This is a genomic window from Spirosoma rhododendri, assembly GCF_012849055.1.
Lineage (GTDB): Bacteria > Bacteroidota > Bacteroidia > Cytophagales > Spirosomataceae > Spirosoma > Spirosoma rhododendri.
In genome coordinates, this window is record NZ_CP051677.1 from 907,011 (window position 1) to 921,091 (window position 14,081).

Below are 14,081 nucleotides of genomic sequence, written 5' to 3' on the forward strand. Positions count from 1 at the left end.
CACCATGGCAGAACTCGATTCTAAGGCGACACTCGATGATATCGTGTTTGCCGACCGGAACAAGGCGTATGGTGCTTATGAATTGCGGAAGACGTACCCCAAAACAGTTACCCGCGCCCTTATTATCGGCGGTATCCTGTTTACGCTGGGTGTATTGACCCCGACGATTATCACTGCCCTGACACCGGAACAAGAGGAACAGGCGATGGTAGAGGTGGACCTGATGAAGCTCCCACCACCACCCATTGATCCGAACGAACCGCCACCACCGCCACCACCACCGGTCGAAGCACCGAAGGTGAATACGGTGAAATTCCTGCCGCCGGAAGTTAAGCCGGACCAGGAAGTACCAGAGGAAACGCCACCACCGGCCGTTGAAGAACTGAAGGAAGCCGTTGCAGCTGAAAAGACGCAGGAAGGTGACCCGAACGCAGAAGAGGTTATTGCAGCCCCTGAAGCATCAGTTGGACCAACGAAGGTTGAGGTAGCTGTAGAAGCCGCACCGAAGGTTGAAGAAGTCTTCACCGTGGTAGAACAGCAGCCTGAGTTCACCGGAGGCATGGCCGCTCTTGGTCAGTATCTGCAAAAGAACCTGCGTTACCCTGCCGCTGCTCAGCGTGCCAACATCTCGGGTCGTGTATTCGTTAGCTTCGTTGTTAACACCGACGGAAGTATCCAGGATGTTGCTGTACTGAAAGGTCTCGGATTCGGAACGGATGAAGAAGCACAGCGCGTAGTGAAAGCGATGCCGAAATGGCGGCCAGGTAAACAGTCGGGTCGTCCGGTACGGGTGAAATACAACCTGCCGATCAACTTCACGCTGGAATAGTTTCTATGCGCGGACAAAATAGAGGACCAGCTCGTCTGACGCTGTTTATCGCAGTATTGGCGTCGCTGGCTTATCTGGGAGGAGGCATCGCACTGATAGCCTCCTCTCAGTCTTTTGGTGTGTTCCCAGAACCGGGCCTATTACGGTATAGCATGGCCGCCATGCTGATCGTATATGGGAGTTTCCGGATGTTCCGGGCTTATCAACAGATTCGGGATGAAACGTAGCCTCCTTCCTGTAGCAATGCTGGCCGTCGCCGGGCTGATGCTCGGTTGTGGCCAGGGTAAAGCTCCGCTCGATACTCCATCGCAGGGTACGATCACGATTGCCGCCGACGAGTCGTTCAAGCCATTGGTGACGCAAATCACGTCTGCCTACGAAGGCATTTACCCGAACGTAAAGTTTAATTTAGTGTTCCGGCCCGAGCAGGCAGCCATTAACATGATGCTCAATGACAGTGCCCGGCTAGCCTTTACGACGCGTAAGCTGACGAAAAACGAGCATCGTGCGCTGGATCAGCGTAAGATTGTTGGTGGAGCTGTAAAGATCGCGACGGATGGTGTAGCCCTTATCGTAAACAAGGCAAATACCGACAGCCTGATCACGATGGACGCCCTACGCTCGATATTCAGCGGAAAGATCAAAAACTGGTCGCAATTAAAGGGCAACCAGGCAGAGCCGATTACACTAGTGTTCGACAATAACAATTCCAGCAACCTGGATTTCGTTTTAAGTACGTTCGGCGTGAAATCGATGGCAGGGTTGCGCATTTTTACAACCCGGTCGAATCGTGAAGTGATCGACTACGTGCGGAAAAATCGGTCTGCTTTGGGTTTTATCGGCGTAAACTGGATCAGTGATGGCGACGAACCGCTGACGGCTGAACTATCAGCCGACTTACGAGTTATGGGAGTGTCGGCAAAGTCGAATCCGGTTGGTCGGGCTGATTATTTCCAGCCGTTCCAGGAGGACCTCGGTATGCAGCGTTATCCACTGCGCCGGCCCGTATACGTTCTAAGCCGCGAAGCGCACCCTGGACTGGGTGGTGGACTGTTGAATTACCTGATCCGGGACGCAGGTTCGCTCATTATTTACAAAGTAGGTCTATGGCCTTCTGTACGCTATAATCGGGAGATAAACCTACAGAAATAGGTAGATTTTTTGGTTTAGCGGCACTTTTTTAAATTTGTGCATTGTTTAACCAGTACATAACCTTTTTTCAATTCCAACCTAAATACATGATGAACAACCAGAAAAAATCGCTGATGACCATCTTGTTCGTCGGTGCGGCAATGACCACACAGGTCTATGCGCAGGACGTGCAGAAAGGTCTGGAAGACCTGGAGGCTGAGCGGTTTACGAAGGCTGGCCAAACGTTTACGCAGCTGGCTAACAGTTCGCCGTCTGCCGACAATCAGTTTTATCTCGGCTATTACTACCTGAAAACCGGTCAACTGGATCAGGCGAAAGCGGCTTTCGAAAAAGGCGTTGCTGCTGACGGTAAAAATCAGCTGAATAACGTCGGTCTGGCTGGTGTCGCGCTGATGAAAGGCGACCGGGCTACGGCCAAGACGCTGATCGATGGTGCTGTTGGTGCTTCCAAAGGCAAGAATCAGGATGTGCTGATCCGCGCGGGTGAAATGTACACGCTTTCGGATAAGACAAATGATCCGGCGGAAGCGATTCGGCTGCTGACAATGGCCGACGAAAAAGATAAGAAGAACGAAAATGCCGAAATCGAGATGGCATTGGGCGACGCTTACTTTCTGAAAAATGATGGTGGTAACGCCATCACCAAGTACGAAAACGCGATGGCGATGAAGCCAAATCTGGCAGAAGCTAACTATAAGATCGGTCGGCTGTACCTGCGTGGTAAGAACTATCTGAAAGCACAGGAGTATTTCAAGCAAGCCATTCAGAACGATCCTGAGTTCGCTCCTACCTATCTGGCCTACGCCGATGCACTTGCTAACTCGCGGGCTTATAAAAGTGCCGCTCAGAACTACGATCTGTACGTGCAGAAAAGTGGCACTGTTGATCCTGAGCGTCTGCTCGACGTAGCGCGCTATCGCTTCCTGGCCCAAGACTATCAGGGTGCAACGTCGTACCTCGATCAACTGAAAGGCAAGGTGAACAACCCGATCATGGACCGGATGTATGGTTGGGCTTACTACGGTCTGAACCAGCCTCAGCAGTCGGTTGACGCACTGAACAAGTTCATCTCGTCGGCTCCCGACAAAGTAATCTATGACGATTACAAGTACCTGGGCCGGGCATATGGCATGGTCAACACCCCACAGGCTGACTCGATGAGCATTGTGTATCTGGAGAAAGCAGCCCCGCTCGACACGACGGAGAACCTGTACCGTGATATCGCCAAGAAGTACTACGATATGAAGAAGTACAACAAGGCAGCGGATTACTACGCCAAAGTAGTTTCGACGGACAAGAAGCCGCTGAACAACGACTTCCTATATCAGGGTCTGTCTAACTACCAGTATGGTTTCCGTGTAGGCCGCGATTCAACGGTAGCTCCGATGGATACCGCGCAGATCCGGATGGCTCGCCAGATGTACTTTATGCGTGCTGACTCAGCTTTTGGCAAAATGGCAGCGAAGATTGAGGCCGACACCGCAGCAACCAGCAAGTACCCACTTGCTTACTACTACGAAGGTCAGTCGAACTACTACGCTTACCCATCAGCCGTTTCGCTGGCACGTGGTACAGCCGTTCCTTACTACGAGAAGTTTATCGCGCAGGCAACTGCCGAGACCGACCAGAAGGTAAAGGATTCGTACAAAAAGCCGCTGATCACGTCGTACAAGTTCCTGGCTTCGTACTACGGTTCCAAGAACGACGATGCAAAAGCGAAAGAATACTTCAACAAAGTGCTTGAGCTTGACCCGAACGACGCCGATGTTCAGAAGGCGCTGAACCCGGCGCCAGCTAAGGCGGCCCCAGCCAAGGCGGCTCCGAAGAAGCCCGTCAAGAAGTAAGGCTTGCCTGACCAGTAAAAAAGCACCGAGGATAGCCCTCGGTGCTTTTTTTGCGATATACAGAGCCAGTAACTAGGCCTTTAACTGCCACGCATTATTATTTCCAGCCGTATTATACCTTTGCAGGTGCAAACGTCTGACCCACTACACGCTTTCTATTCTTACAATGCTCAATCTTGTACTATTTGGCCCACCGGGTGCCGGTAAAGGCACACAAAGTGAACGAATCATTCAGAAGTATAAGCTGGTACATCTGTCGACAGGCGATTTGCTGCGCTCGCAGATTGCCGCTGGTACCGCGCTGGGTTTGCGGGCCAAGCAGTTGATGGACCAAGGTTTGCTGGTACCCGATGAGGTAGTAATCGGCATGATTGAAAGTAAGCTGCGCGAAAACCAGGATGCGTCCGGCTTTATTTTTGACGGCTTTCCGCGCACGGTCAGACAGGCGGAAGCCCTTGATGAACTGCTCAGCCAATACCGGACAGGTATTGATCTGATGGTGGCTTTGATGGTCGATGATGAGGAACTGACGCGCCGTTTGCTGCTTCGGGGTCAAACATCAGGGCGCCCTGACGATCAGAACGAAGAACTGATTCGTCGTCGGGTGACGGAATACAACGAAAAGACAACGCCTGTTGCCAGTTATTATGCCGATCAGCAGAAGCTGGCGACGATTGATGGAATCGGCGACATCGAGACTATTTTTGATTTGATTACCAAACAGATCGAGCAGGCAACCGGTCAGACAAACTAGGCCACGCTTCTCGATTCTCGTATTTAACACAACGTTATGGCTTCTTCAAATTTTATTGATTATGTCAAGATCAACTGCCGTTCGGGTGCGGGCGGGGCAGGATCGTCACATTTTCGTCGGGAGAAGCACGTTCCGAAAGGTGGCCCCGACGGGGGCGACGGCGGTCGGGGTGGGCATATCATCTTACGCGGTAACGCGCAGATGTGGACGTTGCTGCACCTGAAATACCGCAAACACGTAAAAGCCGATAGTGGCGGCAATGGTGATGGCGGTCGGCGCAGCGGTGCCCAGGGTGAAGATGTGATTCTGGATGTACCACTGGGAACCATAGCCCGCAACCCCGACACCGGTGAGCAGTTGCAGGAAATCACGACCGATGGGCAGGAGGCAATCCTGTTGCCAGGCGGGCGGGGCGGACTGGGCAACGACCACTTTAAATCGCCAACCTTGCAGGCACCCGAACACGCGCAGCCCGGCGAACCCGGTCGCGAAGAATGGGTGATTCTGGAATTGAAACTACTGGCCGACGTCGGTCTGGTTGGCTTTCCAAACGCGGGCAAATCGACCTTGTTATCGGTTGTCTCGGCGGCTCGTCCCGAAATTGCTGATTATCCGTTTACAACCCTTGTCCCCAATTTAGGGGTCGTAGCATACCGGGACTATAAGTCATTCGTAATGGCCGACATTCCGGGTATCATCGAAGGCGCATCGCAAGGTAAAGGGCTTGGCCTGCGTTTCCTGCGTCATATCGAACGTAACTCCGTATTACTTTTCGTCATTCCGGCCGATAGTCCTGACGTAAAACAGGAGTACAACACGCTGTTGAATGAATTGCGGGAATATAACCCCGAGTTGATGGACAAGGATCGGTTGCTGGCCATCTCGAAAATAGATACGGTCGATGAAGCCGATCTTGCACGTATAAAGGGAGAGTTACCCGAAAAACTGCCGGTGACGTTTATTTCCGCCGTCAGCCAGAAGGGATTGAGCGAACTGAAAGATCAGATCTGGCAGCACCTGACGCAGACTCCAGCAGCCGTTGTTTAATACTACCTATACACCTGTTTTGATTATCACGCTTGAAGCGATTTAGTATTTAGTCACTATGAAACACGTTCTGCTGGCTGCTGGTATGGTGGTCTGTCTATTGTTGCCAATAATGACCGTAGCACAGATTCAGGTATCGTTTCCAACCAGCCGGGCGGTGTTCCAGCGTAACAATGCCAATCAGGCAACCTTTCGCATTACCGGCTATTATACTACCACAGTTACCCGCATCGATGCCCGCCTGACAGCCCGTAACGGGCAGGGTACAACGGTCGACTGGCAGCCAATTCAGACAAACCCAACTGGTGGCGTCTTTGCCGGTGATCTGACGGCTTCCGGCGGTTGGTATATTCTCGAAGTACGGGCCATGAACGGCGATCAGCAGGTTGGTTCGTATACCGTTGAGCGCGTTGGTGTTGGCGAAGTATTCGTTATTGCGGGTCAGTCGAATGCACAGGGCGTTCACCAGAGCGCCCCGGTATCGACCGATGACCGAGTGAACTGTGTCAACTACCGCTATCCGAACGACGGTTTCCCGAATGACCCCCCTACGCCGGTCTTCTCCCATCTCGACAATTCAACCGATTTTACCATTGCCCCAAGAGGTGTGGGGAGCTGGTGCTGGGGACGGCTGGGCGACCTGCTGGCTAGTCGGCTCAACGTACCGATCATGTTTTTCAACGGTGCCTTCACGGGCACTGCCGTTCAGAACTGGCGGCAGAGTGCCCCCACAGGCGGTGTAGCCAATAGTGTGTACGACCCAACCCTGGCGTATGCACCCCGTCAGCCGTATATCAACCTGAAGCTGGCCCTTCAATTCTACGCCAATACGCTTGGGGTGCGTGCTGTGCTCTGGCATCAGGGCGAAGCCGACAATCTGATCAACACCTCAGCCGCCAGTTACACCAGCGATTTACAGTTCGTTATCAACCAGAGCCGGCAGGATTTTGGGCGTAATATGAGCTGGGTGGTGGCGCGGGCAACGTACGGCGACCGGGTGCCCGGCCTGACCGATGCCAATGTTATTGCTGGTCAAAACAATGTTATCAGCGCCGGGCCGAACGTATTTGCTGGACCATCAACCGACAATATTCAAATACCTCGTACGCGTGCCCCGCTGTACGATCCCGAAGGTTTCCACTTCGATTACGACGGTCTGGTCGAAGTAGCGAACGCCTGGAACAGCAGCCTCAACGACACGTTTTTTCAGCAGTCGACCCCACAATCAGGTGCCGCTTCGCCTACCGTAGCAGTCGCCTGTTCTGGTAATAATTTGACAATCAGCGTCAACGGAAACTACAGCTCATTCCAGTGGGAGTCGGGCGAAACGAGCCGGAGCATTACAAAGGGAGCCGGTCTATATCGGGCAAAGGTGAAAGACGCTAGTGGTAATACGGCCTTCACCAGTTACGTCCGCGTTAGCGATGCGCCCCAGGTTTCGGTTGTTGGGGGTGGTCCGGCCTCAATCTGCGTCGGTAGTTCGCTGGGGCTGACGGCTAACTATGACGCGGTGTCGTGGGTGAATCAGCAGACCAACGCGGTCATCGCCACCACAAAACAGATCAACGTCAATACACCCGCCGGTTATTTCTTCCGCTACAACGATGTGAGTGGCTGTACGTTTACATCGAACGTAGTAACGCCTTCCGTTAACCCCTTGCCTTCTACGCCAACGGTAGCCGCCGACAGACCGACCACATTCTGCCAGGGCGATAACACGGTACTGCGTGCTTCAGCCGATAATGTTCGCTACAACTGGAGTGATGGCCAATCGGGGAAGGCGGTTACAGTTGGCTCATCGGGCAATTATAACCTGACGGTTACCGATCAGAATGGCTGTACGTCGGCGGTTTCAAATACTGTTCAGGTAACGGCTAATCCCGTTCCGGCGAAGCCTGCCATAGCCACCAACGGGCCAACGACCTTCTGCGCTGACCGTACGATTACCTTGACAGCTCCCGAAGCCACCTCGTACGCCTGGACCTCCGGGCAGACCAGCCGTAGCCTCACGATCAGCCAGTCGGGTAGTTTTTCAGTCCGTGTCACTAACCAGTTTGGTTGTCAGTCGACCCAGTCCGATGTACTGGCGATCACGGTCAATCCGCTGCCGGCAACCCCGACGGTTTCAGCCGCCGGTGCAACCACATTCTGCGCTGGCAATACGGTGGTACTATCGGCCACGACCACGCAAAATGTAGTCTGGTCGAGCGGGCAAACCGCCAAAACGATAACCGTCAATCAATCGGGGAGTTATGCCGCGCAGGCGCAGGATGGTAACGGCTGTTTATCGCCCTACTCATCCGTCATTGCCGTACAGGTCAACCCGCTGCCTGCTGCCCCTACCCTGCTGACGGATAAATCGCCGATTTTGTGCGAAGGCGACCGGGTAACGTTTACGGTTCCTGGCCCATACACCGTATACTGGTCAACCGGCGATACGGCCCGCAGCATCGTAACGGGCGTTGTCGGTAATTACTCCGCCCGTGTGCGGGATGTAAATGGCTGTCTGTCGCCACAGTCGGCGGCTACAACAGTTGAGTTACGTCCGCTACCGCCATCTCCGTCGATCAACGCCATTGGTACATTTACGTTAGAGGCCGTAAGCTCGACAAACAGCCCGCTGTTCCGCTGGCGGCTGGGTGCCGACACGCTTAGCACGACGACGTCGGTCATTAAAGCTAGTCAGGCTGGCGTGTACACAGCGCAGGCAACCGTCGTCTATTCCAATACGCTGACGTGCTATTCGCTGCCCTCGGCGGCTTACACATACACCATCGATGCCGCCCTTCAGGGACTTAGCCTGTACCCAAACCCCAGCCCCGATAAGGTCATCACCATTGAAACACAGCAAAATTTGACGAATGCAACCGTTTCGGTCTATTCCCTGACCGGTCAACTGCTTTACTCGACTGTCGTGCCAACGTTTGATGCTCGTCGGCAACTAACCCTGACCAGCCTCGCAGGTGGTGTGTACGTCATTACGGTTCAGGCAAGTGATTACAATGTATCGAGACGAATTTTACTCGGCTTGTAATTTAAACGTCATTCCACCGTTCAGTCAATAAAAGCATTGCTCAGAATTTGTATTATACCGGGAAAGTGCCCATATTGAGCAATACTTTAACCAACTAAAATCGGTATTGTGTGAGTACCCACCAGACTCAGCCACTACTGCTCATAAACCGATTTTCTCAAGAATTTATGAAGAATATATACAGTCGTTTGGTTGGGCTTTTTCTGCTGGGCTGGCTTATTGCCCCTGCCGGAATACTTGCCCAAAACAATTCACAGCCCGTTCGCATTACGTACCCCGGTAGCCGGGCGGTTTTTCAGCGCGAGAACGACAACACATCGATTCTGTATCTGTCGGGTAATTACTACCAGCCCATCGACAGCGTGCAGGCTCGCGTGGTTGCCGAAGTAACCGGACAGGGCCTTAACACAAACTGGGCAACGGTTCAGCGCAATCCAACAGGCGGCATCTTCCAGGGATCGATTCGCGTACAGGGGGGCTGGTACCGTCTCGAGGTGCAGGTTTTTGCCGGGGGAGCAGTTTTAGGCACCGATGTCGTTAGAAAAGTGGGCGTTGGTGAAGTGTTCATCATCACCGGCCAGTCGAACGCGCAGGGCTTTCAGGGCTTCGGTGCCGTTGGTGCGGCCGACGATCGGGTCAACTGCGTTACCTACGATAACTCGAAGGCCAACTCGCTGGCCGACCCATCCGCTCCTTCTTTTCAGCAGTTAACGGCCAATGCCTTAATTGGTCCGCGCGGGCAGAGCGCCTGGTGCTGGGGCGTATTGGGCGATCTGATCGCCAAACAGTACAACGTACCGGTGCTGTTCATCAACACGGCCTGGCAGGGTACCGTGATCCGTAACTGGAAAGAAAGCTCAGACGGTCAGATCACGAAAAACATCTTTGCACTGGGCACCCCCGACGAAAATTTCCCGGTGGGTATGCCTTATGCCAACCTGGTGATTGCGCTGCGCTACTACGCGTCTTTGCAGGGGCTGCGGGCGGTACTGTGGCAGCAGGGTGAGAATGATAACATCCCGCTGCGATCAACACGAGAGACGTACCGAAACGACATGCAGTACCTGGTCAACAAAACCCGCTCCGACCTGAACCGGTACCCGGCCTGGGTGCTGGCCCGTTCGTCGTACAACGCGGGGCAGACCAGTCAGGATATTATTCAGGCCCAGAACGACGTCATCAACACGTACAACAACAACGTCTTTGCCGGTCCTTATACCGACAACATTCAGATACCCCGCTTCGAAGGCGAAGTTCACTTCGGAAATGCACCGGGCAACGAAGGACTGAATCAGTTGGGTCAAGCCTGGTTCAACAGCCTCAATGCTGTGTTTTTCAGCATCTCGCAGCCCTCGCGCCCGCTGATACAGCCCAGCATCACGGTAGCCTGTAACACCAGCAACACCGGCCTGACCCTGACGCTGCCGTCGCTGTACAAGAGCTACAGCTGGAAATCAGGGCAGCAGACCCAGTCTATTTCGGTTAATTCGACGGGGACGTATCAGGCTACGCTGAAAGATAATTATGGCAACACCTTTTTATCGCCCACGATCGATGTTCAGTCGGCTATTCAGCCTACGACGCCAACGCTAACATTGGGTAGCCAAACCAATCAGGCGGCTTCCACCCAGCAACAGATCTGCGCCGATTCGGTACTCACCCTAACAGCCAACCTACCGTCGAACAGTGTGTTGCAGTGGAGCAATGGATTTGTTGGAAAAAGCTTAGCAGTAAGCACAGCCGGTACGTACTCGGCCCGGACGCTGAACGTGTATGGGTGCCGATCGGGTCAGTCGAGCGCCATAAATCTGACGGTTCGCCCCCGGCTACCAACACCAAGCATCGAGCAGGTAGGTACCTACACCTTGCGCGCAAACTTGCCCAGCGCAACGGGCGCGCAGGTTGATCAATTCGACTGGCGTCGGTCTGGCGAGCTGATCCCCCAAAACGGAGCCGAGATAAAAGTGGTGGTCACGGCCAACTACACGGCCCGAACTAAATCGACCTTTACGCTTGGTGACGGCAGCAACCTGACGTGTGCATCGGCATATAGCTCGCCCCAATCGTTCGCCTTCGACGCCACCCTGGGTGGATTGAGTGTTTACCCCAACCCGACATCCAATGGAGTCGTTACGATCGAAACAATCGAAAACCTCGCTGATGCGCAGGTTAACATTTTTTCCATGACGGGCCAGAAGTTGGCAACTTACCTGATTCCTACGTTCAACAACCGGCAGGCTATTGACCTGACCGGGCTAGCACCGGCCGAATACCTGATTCAGGTTAAATCGGCCAGTTTCAATATTTCGCGACGCATCCTTGTTAATCCTTAACATCGATTCGCTCTCTCTAGCTACTCGAAGCCTTCTCTCTGGGAAGGCTTCATTTGTTTGATGACGGTGTACATGGGCAACCCCACCCGCCTATGTTGCTCGACTGCGCTGTTTTTTGTATTTTTGAATAAGGTTCGACCAGCGCATTGGCATATAGACGAAGGCCAATCGGTTTTATCCTTACCTTTGATCGCATAATTTTCCGATAAGTAGATGAATGCTACATATGTGCCTGCCGATTACCTGCCCATTCTGATTCAGATGGCGCTGGCGCTGGGGTTTATCGTCACAACGATGCTCGTTACCCACGCAATCGGTCCGAAGCGTAACAGCGTCAAGAAAGACGATCCGTTCGAGTGTGGTATTCCCGTTCAGGGCGATGCCCGTACACCAATTTCGATCAAATATTTTCTGATTGCCATCCTCTTCGTTCTGTTCGACGTTGAAGTTATCTTCCTGTATCCGTGGGCAGTAAATTTCAAAGGGCTGGGCATGACCGGTTTCATCGAAATGGTGCTGTTTATGGGCCTGCTGCTGGCTGGTTTCTACTACATCATCCGCAAGGGTGTTTTGAAGTGGGAATAGTCTACAGTCGAATCATAATACAGTTTTGTCTGTTATATAAGTAGACAATTCGTTCGCTTACTATGGCTAGTAATATCAAGGTAGTAGAAGGTCCTGAGAGTTACGACGGAGCTGGTTTTCAGGCCACTTCATTCGATAAAATAATTGGCCTGGCACGGGCCAACTCGCTTTGGCCGCTGCCATTCGCGACTTCCTGTTGCGGCATCGAGTTCATGTCCACGATGGCATCGACATTCGACCTGGCCCGGTTCGGGTCGGAGCGTCCCAGCTTTTCGCCCCGGCAGGCCGATATGCTGCTGGTAGCCGGTACGATTGCCAAGAAGATGGGTCCCGTCGTTAAGCAGGTGTATCTGCAAATGGCCGAGCCCCGTTGGGTAATTGCCATCGGTGCCTGCGCGTCGAGCGGGGGTATTTTCGACACGTACAGCGTTTTGCAGGGTATCGACCGGATTATTCCGGTTGACGTTTACGTACCCGGCTGCCCGCCCCGTCCCGAACAGATTCTGGAAGGTGTGATGCAGGTGCAGGAACTGGCGAAAAATGAGTCGCTGCGTCGTCGCAATACCGAAGAGTACCAAAAACTGCTGAACTCATACAGTATCCAATAACAGAATCGGTGAACGATAGCTTTGTACCATAACTAGCTATCGCTCACCAGTTCGTTTCCGTCCGCCATGTTCACCAACGAGCAACTTGCGCAGCATATCATCAATCAGTTTGGCGATACCGTCGGTGACTTCGACGACCCATACGACCTACTCACGTTTTCAACCAGCCGGGAGCGGATCGTTTCGGTCATCAGCTACTTACAGAACGACCCTACCCTACAGGTCAATTTCCTGACCGACATTACGGCGGTTCATTACCCCGACTCGCCGGGTAAGGAATACTGCGTGGTGTATCACATGCACAGCTTCGTTCATAATTTCCGGCTGCGCATCAAAGTGTTCCTTACGGCCGACGACCTGCATATTCCGACGATGGTACCGCTGTTTGCCAGCGCCAACTGGATGGAGCGCGAAACGTTCGATTATTTCGGTATCCTCTTCGACGGGCACCCGGACTTGCGCCGAATCCTGAACATGGAAGAGATGGATTACCATCCGATGCGCAAAGAGTACCCGCTGGAAGACGCCACCCGTGAAGACAAGATCGACGCTTTGTTTGGCCGGTAACAAACTGGCGAAAGAGTGAAAGAGCGATATTGCTGCTTTCGCCCTTCCACTCTTTCGCTCTTTCACTCTTTCTGATATGGTTTCCGAAGAACTTGATATAACGAAGCAAAACCTGCCCGCCGAGCAGGGACCTGTTCAGTACGTCAACGAACTGACTACGCTTAACCTCGGACCGACGCACCCCGCCACGCACGGTATTTTCCAGAACGTGCTGCAAATGGATGGGGAGAAGATCGTATCGGGTGAGCAGACAATCGGCTACATACACCGGGCGTTCGAGAAAATCGCTGAACGTCGGCCCTTCTACCAGATTACCACCCTGACCGACCGCATGAACTACTGTTCATCGCCGATCAATAACATGGGCTGGCACATGACGGTCGAGAAGCTGCTGGGTATCGAAGTACCGAAGCGGGCCCAATACATTCGGGTGATCCTGATGGAACTGGCCCGGATCGCCGACCACATTATCTGCAACGGTATTCTTGGTGTCGACACCGGTGCCTTTACCGGCTTCCTGTATATCTATCAGGAGCGGGAAAACATCTACGAAATTTACGAAGAGATTTGTGGTGCCCGACTGACGACCAACATGGGTCGGATTGGCGGTATGGAGCGCGATCTTTCCCCGACTGCGATCCGCAAGATCAACGAGTTTCTGGACCGGTTTCCGGGCGTGCTGCGTGAGTTCGAGAATCTGTTCAACCGCAACCGGATCTTTATGGACCGCGTCGTAGGGGTTGGTGGTATCTCGGCGGAACGCGCCCTGAGTTACGGCTTTACCGGCCCAAACCTTCGGGCTGCGGGTGTCGACTACGACGTTCGGGTGATGAATCCGTATTCGTCGTACCAGGATTTCGAGTTTGACATTCCTGTCGGTCAGAGTGGCGACACCTACGATCGGTTTATGGTTCGAAACGAAGAGATGTGGCAGAGCATGCGCATTATCCGTCAGGCGATGGATAACCTGCCGGAGGGTTCTTACTACGCCGATGCCCCCCAGTACTACCTCCCGCCCAAGCAGGAAGTATACAAAAATATGGAAGCACTGATCTATCACTTTAAAATTGTGATGGGCGAAATCGACGCACCGGTCGGCGAAGTGTACCACGCTGTCGAAGGCGGAAACGGTGAGCTGGGCTTCTACCTGATCAGCGATGGCGGACGCGCTCCGTATCGGTTGCACTTCCGGCGGCCGTGTTTCATTTATTACCAGGCATACCCCGAAATGTGTAAGGGGCTGACGCTGTCGGATGCGATTGTCATCATGAGCAGCATGAACGTAATCGCGGGTGAACTAGACGGGTAATTTTTCCCGATTGACCATT

The 14,081-nt window shown here is 53.3% G+C and carries 11 protein-coding genes; all 11 read left to right on the forward strand.

From position 1 onward, the window contains the following. Window positions 1-4 precede the first annotated feature (4 nt). Entirely contained in the window at window positions 5-829 is an 825-nt protein-coding gene (locus HH216_RS03470; RefSeq protein WP_169549521.1) for an energy transducer TonB, read from the forward strand. Between the two features lie 216 nt (window positions 830-1,045). After that, window positions 1,046-1,981: a substrate-binding domain-containing protein gene (locus HH216_RS03475; RefSeq protein WP_169549522.1), complete on the forward strand. Its 936-nt coding sequence runs from the start codon at window positions 1,046-1,048 to the stop codon at window positions 1,979-1,981. A gap of 86 nt (window positions 1,982-2,067) precedes the next feature. Beyond that, complete coding sequence (locus HH216_RS03480; RefSeq protein WP_169549523.1) at window positions 2,068-3,825, forward strand: tetratricopeptide repeat protein; 1,758 nt, start codon at window positions 2,068-2,070, stop codon at window positions 3,823-3,825. 166 nt (window positions 3,826-3,991) lie between these two features. After that, complete coding sequence (locus HH216_RS03485) at window positions 3,992-4,579, forward strand: adenylate kinase (RefSeq protein WP_169549524.1); 588 nt, start codon at window positions 3,992-3,994, stop codon at window positions 4,577-4,579. Between the two features lie 36 nt (window positions 4,580-4,615). Beyond that, window positions 4,616-5,626: a GTPase ObgE gene (gene obgE, locus HH216_RS03490; RefSeq protein ID WP_169549525.1), complete on the forward strand. Its 1,011-nt coding sequence runs from the start codon at window positions 4,616-4,618 to the stop codon at window positions 5,624-5,626. 58 nt (window positions 5,627-5,684) lie between these two features. Continuing rightward, window positions 5,685-8,660, forward strand: a complete 2,976-nt coding sequence (locus HH216_RS03495; protein WP_169549526.1) for a sialate O-acetylesterase — start codon at window positions 5,685-5,687, stop codon at window positions 8,658-8,660. Between the two features lie 167 nt (window positions 8,661-8,827). Further along, window positions 8,828-10,993: a sialate O-acetylesterase gene (locus tag HH216_RS03500; RefSeq protein WP_169549527.1), complete on the forward strand. Its 2,166-nt coding sequence runs from the start codon at window positions 8,828-8,830 to the stop codon at window positions 10,991-10,993. Between the two features lie 213 nt (window positions 10,994-11,206). Beyond that, a complete protein-coding gene (locus HH216_RS03505) occupies window positions 11,207-11,578 on the forward strand; it encodes an NADH-quinone oxidoreductase subunit A (protein ID WP_169549528.1) in 372 nt (123 codons plus the stop codon). Window positions 11,579-11,640: 62 nt separating this feature from the next. Beyond that, complete coding sequence (locus HH216_RS03510) at window positions 11,641-12,186, forward strand: NADH-quinone oxidoreductase subunit B (RefSeq protein ID WP_169549529.1); 546 nt, start codon at window positions 11,641-11,643, stop codon at window positions 12,184-12,186. A 66-nt stretch (window positions 12,187-12,252) separates the two neighbouring features. Next, window positions 12,253-12,753: an NADH-quinone oxidoreductase subunit C gene (locus HH216_RS03515; RefSeq protein ID WP_169549530.1), complete on the forward strand. Its 501-nt coding sequence runs from the start codon at window positions 12,253-12,255 to the stop codon at window positions 12,751-12,753. Between the two features lie 76 nt (window positions 12,754-12,829). Beyond that, a complete protein-coding gene (gene nuoD / locus HH216_RS03520; RefSeq protein ID WP_169549531.1) occupies window positions 12,830-14,062 on the forward strand; it encodes an NADH dehydrogenase (quinone) subunit D in 1,233 nt (410 codons plus the stop codon). Window positions 14,063-14,081: the final 19 nt, after the last annotated feature.

Excerpts from the sequence above, each read along its gene's own strand:
- nuoD (WP_169549531.1), top strand. The coding sequence starts at position 12,830 with ATGGTTTCCGAAGAACTTGATATAACGAAGCAAAACCTGCCCGCCGAG.
- HH216_RS03500 (WP_169549527.1), top strand. The coding sequence starts at position 8,828 with ATGAAGAATATATACAGTCGTTTGGTTGGGCTTTTTCTGCTGGGCTGG.
- HH216_RS03495 (WP_169549526.1), top strand. The coding sequence starts at position 5,685 with ATGAAACACGTTCTGCTGGCTGCTGGTATGGTGGTCTGTCTATTGTTG.
- HH216_RS03475 (WP_169549522.1), top strand. The coding sequence starts at position 1,046 with ATGAAACGTAGCCTCCTTCCTGTAGCAATGCTGGCCGTCGCCGGGCTG.
- HH216_RS03470 (WP_169549521.1), top strand. The coding sequence starts at position 5 with ATGGCAGAACTCGATTCTAAGGCGACACTCGATGATATCGTGTTTGCC.
- obgE (WP_169549525.1), top strand. The coding sequence starts at position 4,616 with ATGGCTTCTTCAAATTTTATTGATTATGTCAAGATCAACTGCCGTTCG.
- HH216_RS03505 (WP_169549528.1), top strand. The coding sequence starts at position 11,207 with ATGAATGCTACATATGTGCCTGCCGATTACCTGCCCATTCTGATTCAG.
- HH216_RS03480 (WP_169549523.1), top strand. The coding sequence starts at position 2,068 with ATGATGAACAACCAGAAAAAATCGCTGATGACCATCTTGTTCGTCGGT.
- HH216_RS03510 (WP_169549529.1), top strand. The coding sequence starts at position 11,641 with ATGGCTAGTAATATCAAGGTAGTAGAAGGTCCTGAGAGTTACGACGGA.
- HH216_RS03515 (WP_169549530.1), top strand. The coding sequence starts at position 12,253 with ATGTTCACCAACGAGCAACTTGCGCAGCATATCATCAATCAGTTTGGC.
- HH216_RS03485 (WP_169549524.1), top strand. The coding sequence starts at position 3,992 with ATGCTCAATCTTGTACTATTTGGCCCACCGGGTGCCGGTAAAGGCACA.